General features: G+C 77.7%; 5 protein-coding genes. 4 read left to right on the top strand and 1 reads right to left on the bottom strand.

Annotated features, from left to right (window positions below):
- Nucleotides 1-50: 50 nt before the first annotated feature.
- Entirely contained in the window at nt 51-377 is a 327-nt protein-coding gene (locus JFN87_RS31945) for a sterol-binding protein (RefSeq protein ID WP_372449330.1), read from the bottom strand.
- Between JFN87_RS31945 and JFN87_RS31950 the strand changes: the two genes are divergently transcribed.
- Genes JFN87_RS31950 through recN form a run of 4 tightly spaced genes read left to right on the top strand, consistent with a single transcriptional unit; the run spans nt 376 to nt 4,300 of the window.
- Entirely contained in the window at nt 376-732 is a 357-nt protein-coding gene (locus tag JFN87_RS31950) for a hypothetical protein (protein ID WP_209345826.1), read from the top strand. The two genes, JFN87_RS31945 and JFN87_RS31950, sit on opposite strands and share 2 nt — an antisense overlap.
- Before the next feature lie 7 nt (nt 733-739).
- Nucleotides 740-1,555 (top strand): TlyA family RNA methyltransferase, encoded by an 816-nt coding sequence (locus JFN87_RS31955; RefSeq protein WP_209345828.1) that lies wholly within the window; start codon nt 740-742, stop codon nt 1,553-1,555.
- On the top strand, nt 1,552-2,490 hold the full coding sequence (locus tag JFN87_RS31960; RefSeq protein ID WP_209345830.1) for an NAD kinase: 939 nt from the start codon (nt 1,552-1,554) through the stop codon (nt 2,488-2,490). Before JFN87_RS31955 ends, JFN87_RS31960 begins: the two co-directional genes overlap by 4 nt.
- 55 nt (nt 2,491-2,545) lie before the next feature.
- Entirely contained in the window at nt 2,546-4,300 is a 1,755-nt protein-coding gene (gene recN, locus JFN87_RS31965) for a DNA repair protein RecN (RefSeq protein WP_209345832.1), read from the top strand.
- The last annotated feature ends 760 nt before the right edge of the window (nt 4,301-5,060 follow it).

A 5,060-nucleotide genomic window follows, 5' to 3' on the forward strand; every position in this document is an offset into this window, starting at 1 on the left:
CGCCGAGCCGGCTGCGGCCGGGCCCGCGGAGGCGGCCGCGCCGGCTGCGGCTACAGCAACGACCGCAGCCTCAGCAGGTCGCGGAGCCCGGCCTCGAACCTGACGCGGCCCGTGCCCCACGCCCGGACGAAGTCCAGCCGCCCCTCGGCGAGCGCCACCAGGTCGTCGCCCGCCATCGCGAGCCTGATCTGCGCGCGCTCGGCCGGCGGGCCGTGCCGCACGGCATCGGCCACGGTGATCGCGCCTCGCCGCAGCCTGCCGGTGAACGTGACGTCCAGGTCGGTGATGTGGCAGCTGAGCGAGCGGTCGACGTCGGCGGCGTTGGGTAGCCATCGCCATCGACCGTACCCGCGGGGATCGCGGTAGCGTTCCGCCATGAACGACACGACCGCCGGCGCCCCGGGGGACAGCGGCCCGCACCCCGCGCCGCCCGCGTCCTTCGAACCCCACGCGCCCGCGGACCCCGCCGCGACGGAGCCCGGCCCGCAGCCCGGTCCTGAGCCGGAATCCGCACCCGTCGAGCCCGCCGGGCCCTCGCCGCTCGGCGTGGAGCGCGCCGCGACGGGGGACGCGCGGGTCGACGCGGCCCTCGCCCGGCTCGGCGACGCCGACCACCTCACCACCGACGGGCATATCGAGGTGTACGAGGATGTTCACCAGGGGCTGCGCGACGCGCTCGCCGCGCTCGACGCGCGCCCAGGACCGACACCCCCGCACGACCACAGGAGCTGAATCGCACGTGGCAGGACTGGCACGCCGACGCCTCGACGCGGAACTGGTGCGCCGCAACCTCGCGCGCTCGCGTGAACACGCCTGCGAGCTGATCGCCGCGGGCCGCGTCACCGTACGCGGCACCACCGCGACCAAGCCCGCGACCCAGGTCGAGACCAGCGCGCCCGTCGTCGTCGCCCAGGACGCCGACGACCCCGGCTACGCCTCGCGCGGCGGGCACAAACTGGCCGGCGCCCTCGACGCGTTCGTGCCGCTCGGGCTCGTCGTACGGGGGCGGCGCGCGCTGGACGCGGGCGCGTCCACCGGTGGCTTCACCGACGTGCTGCTGCGGGCCGGCGCGGCACACGTCGTCGCCGTCGACGTCGGGTACGGGCAACTCGTGTGGGCGCTGCGCAACGACGAGCGGGTCACTGTCAAGGACCGCACGAACGTACGCGAGTTGACGCTCGACGCGATCGGCGGAACGCCCGTCGACCTTGTCGTCGGCGACCTCTCCTTCATCGCGCTCGGCCTGGTGCTGCCCGCGCTCGCGCGCTGCACGGCGCCCGGCGCCGACCTGGTGCTGATGGTCAAGCCGCAGTTCGAGGTCGGCAAGGAGCGCCTCGGCACCGGCGGCGTCGTGCGCAGCCCGCAGCTGCGCGCCGAGGCCGTCACCGCGGTCGCGCACCGGGCGGCCGAACTCGGCCTCGGCGTGCGCGGCGTCACCGCGAGCCCGCTGCCAGGCCCCGCCGGCAACGTCGAGTACTTCCTGTGGCTGCGGGCGGACGCGCCTCCGCTCGACCCGGCCGACGTCGCGCGCGCGGTCGAGGAGGGCCCCAGATGACGGTTCCTGGCGAACAGAGCGCGGTGGCGGACCCCCGGCCGGAGCGCACGGTCTTCCTGCTCGCGCACACCGGCAGGGCCGCCGCCGTGCGCAGCGCGCAACTCGTCGTGGCCGCCCTCGAGCGCGGCGGCATCGGCGTGCGGGTGCTGGAGGAGGAGGCGGCCGACCTGCCGCCGCTGCCCGCGTCCGTGCGGACCGTCGCCGAAGCCACGCCCGACGTCCTGGACGGCTGCGAGCTGCTGATCGTGCTCGGCGGCGACGGCACCCTGCTGCGCGGCGCCGCCTTCGCGCGCGCGTCCGGCGTCCCGATGCTCGGCGTCAACCTCGGGCGGGTCGGGTTCCTCGCCGAGGCGGAGCGCGACGACCTCGCGCGCGTGGTGGAACGCGTGGTGGCACGCTCTTACGACGTCGAGGAGCGCATGACGATCGACGTCGTCGTGCACAACAACGGCGACATAGTGCACACCGACTGGGCGCTGAACGAGGCCGCCGTGCAGAAGGTGTCGCCCGAGCGGATGCTGGAGGTCGTCCTGGAGATCGACGGGCGTCCGGTCACCGGCTTCGGCTGCGACGGCATCGTCTGCGCGACGCCGACCGGCTCCACGGCGTACGCGTTCTCGGCCGGCGGGCCCGTCGTGTGGCCGGACGTGGAGGCCCTGCTCATGGTGCCGATCAGCGCCCACGCCCTCTTCGCGAAGCCGCTGGTCACCTCGCCCACGACGGTACTCGCCGTGGAGGTGCAGGCGGACACGCCGCACGGGGTGCTGTGGTGCGACGGGCGCAGGACGGTCGAGCTGCCCGCCGGGGCGCGCGTCGAGGTGCGCCGCGGCGCGGTGCCCGTGCGGCTGGCGCGGCTGCACCACGCGTCGTTCACGGACCGGCTCGTCGCGAAGTTCGCGCTCCCGGTCTCCGGCTGGCGGGGCGCCCCCGGCTGACCCCGCGGGGGGCCGTGCCGGAGCCGGGCCGTGCAAAGGGGGGCCCGCACCTCGTATGGTCATGTCCGTGTTGGAGGAAATGCGGATACGGTCGCTCGGGGTCATCGACGACGCCGTCGTCGAGCTCTCGCCGGGCTTCACTGCGGTGACGGGCGAGACGGGCGCGGGCAAGACCATGGTCGTCACCAGCCTCGCGCTGCTGCTCGGCGGTCGCGCCGACCCCGCCCTCGTGCGGATCGGCGCGAAGGCAGCCGTCGTGGAGGGCAGGCTGTCCCTGCCGCCCGGCGCGCCCGCCGCGCTGCGGGCCGAGGAGGCCGGCGCGGAACTGGACGACGGCGCGCTGCTCGTCAGCAGAACCGTCTCGGCGGAGGGGCGCTCGCGCGCCCACCTCGGCGGCAGATCCGTGCCCGTCGGGGTGCTCGCGGAGCTCGCGGACGACCTCGTCGCCGTCCACGGCCAGACCGACCAGCAGGGGCTGCTGCGCCCCGCGAGGCAGCGCGGCGCGCTCGACCGCTACGCCGGCGACGCGGTGTCCGTGCCGCTGGAGAAGTACCTGGCCGCGTACCGGCGGCTGCGGGCCGTCGCGACCGAGCTGGACGAGCTGACGACGCGCGCGCGTGAGCGTGCGCAGGAGGCCGACCTGCTGCGCTTCGGGCTCGGTGAGATCGCCGCCGTCGAACCCGTCGCGGGCGAGGACGCCGAACTGGCGGCCGAGGCGGAGCGGCTGGGCAACGCCGAGGCGCTCGCGTCAGCGGCGTCCGTCGCGCACGCGGCGCTCGCCGGCGTGCCGGAGGACCCGGAGGCCGTCGACGCGACGACGCTGGTCGGCGCGGCCGGGCGGGCCCTGGAAGCGGTGCGCGCGCACGACCCGGCGCTCGGCGCGCTCGCCGAGCGCATGGGCGAGATCTCCATCCTCCTCGCGGACGTCGCGGGCGAACTCGCCGGCTACGCCGACGACCTGGAAGCCGACCCGCTGCGCCTCGCGGCGGTCGAGGAGCGCAGGGCGGCGCTGACCGCGCTGACCCGCAAGTACGGCGAGGACGCCGCCGCCGTCCTCGCCTGGGGCGAGACGAGCGCCGCGCGGCTGACGGAGCTGGAGGGCGACGATGACCGCATCGGCGAACTGGAGGCGGAGCGCGAGGCGTTGCGCGGCGAGCTGTCCGGTCTCGCGCAGGCGCTGACGGACGCACGCACGGAGGCCGCGGAGCGGTTCGCGGCGGCGGTGACGGGCGAACTGGCGTCGCTGGCGATGCCGCACGCCAGGGTGTCGTTCGCGATCAGCCAGGTCGAGGTGGACCCGGCGACGGCGGACGGCATCGAGGTCGGCGGCCGGGCCGTGGCGTACGGGCCGCACGGCGCGGACGAGGTCGAACTGCTCCTCGCGCCGCACCCGGGCGCCCCGCCGCGGCCGATCGCGCGCGGCGCGTCGGGCGGTGAGCTGTCGCGGGTGATGCTGGCGGTCGAGGTCGTCTTCGCCGGGTCCGACCCGGTGCCCACGTACCTGTTCGACGAGGTCGACGCGGGCGTCGGCGGCAAGGCGGCGGTCGAGGTCGGCAGGCGGCTCGCGGAACTCGCGAAGTCGGCGCAGGTCGTGGTCGTCACGCACCTGCCGCAGGTCGCGGCGTTCGCCGACCGGCAGCTGCTGGTGGAGAAGACGAACGACGGCACGGTGACGCGGTCGGGCGTGACGGTCCTTGAGGGCGAGGACCGGGTGCGCGAGCTGTCGCGCATGCTCGCGGGTCAGGCGGACTCGTCGTCCGCGCGAGCACACGCGGAGGAACTGCTCGCGGCGGCGCGCGGCGAGGCATAGGGCGCCGCGCGCCCGGCCCGGCGGGCCCGGCCCGCATCGCGCCGCTCCGCCCTGCGGGCGCCGCCGCCCGCCGAGGGGCCGGTGGCGCACCGCTGAGCGTGTCAGCCGGTTCATGCGCCGCCGTCGCGTACCCGCCGGGCGGCACGTCGCTGACCGTCGGCCTGCGCGGCGGGAGCGACCCGGTGCCGGCGGGCGTCCGGGGGCCGGGGGACGCGCCGCCGCGCGGGTGGGCGCGCGTGTACCGCGGTTGGGCGCGGCCTCGTCCCGGTGGCGCGGCGCTGCCGCGTCTGGGCGCCGGTACCTGACGGGGCGCCGGGCGGGGTGGGGCGCGTGGTTCGTACAGTGGCGGGCATGGCCGTCTCACGTGTGCCCCGTGCCGTCGCTCTCGGGGCCTCCTTCGGGCTCTCCCGCGTCTTCCGCGGCGCCCTCCCCGGCGCCCTCGTGGCCGGCGCGGTCGAGCCGGGTGCCGGGGTCGCGGTGCTCGGGGCGGGCTCCGGTGTGCCCGGCGCGCTGGTGGCCGGGGCCGTGGGGGGGGGGGGGGGCGCGGGGGAGGGGGGCCCCGGGGGGGGGGGGGGGGGGGAGGGGGGGGCTCGGGGCCCCGGGCCCGGGGGAGTGGCGGGGCCGCCCCCCCCCCGGAGAGAGGGGGGGGGGGGGGGGGGGGGGGGGGGGGGGGGGGGGGGGGGGGGGGGGGGGGGGGGGGGGGGGGGGGGGGGGGGGGGGGGGGGGGGGGGGGGGGGGGGGGGGGGGGGGGGGGGGGGGG

It is taken from the genome of Streptomyces montanisoli (assembly GCF_017813245.1).
In the GTDB taxonomy this organism is placed as follows: Bacteria; Actinomycetota; Actinomycetes; order Streptomycetales; family Streptomycetaceae; genus Streptomyces; species Streptomyces montanisoli.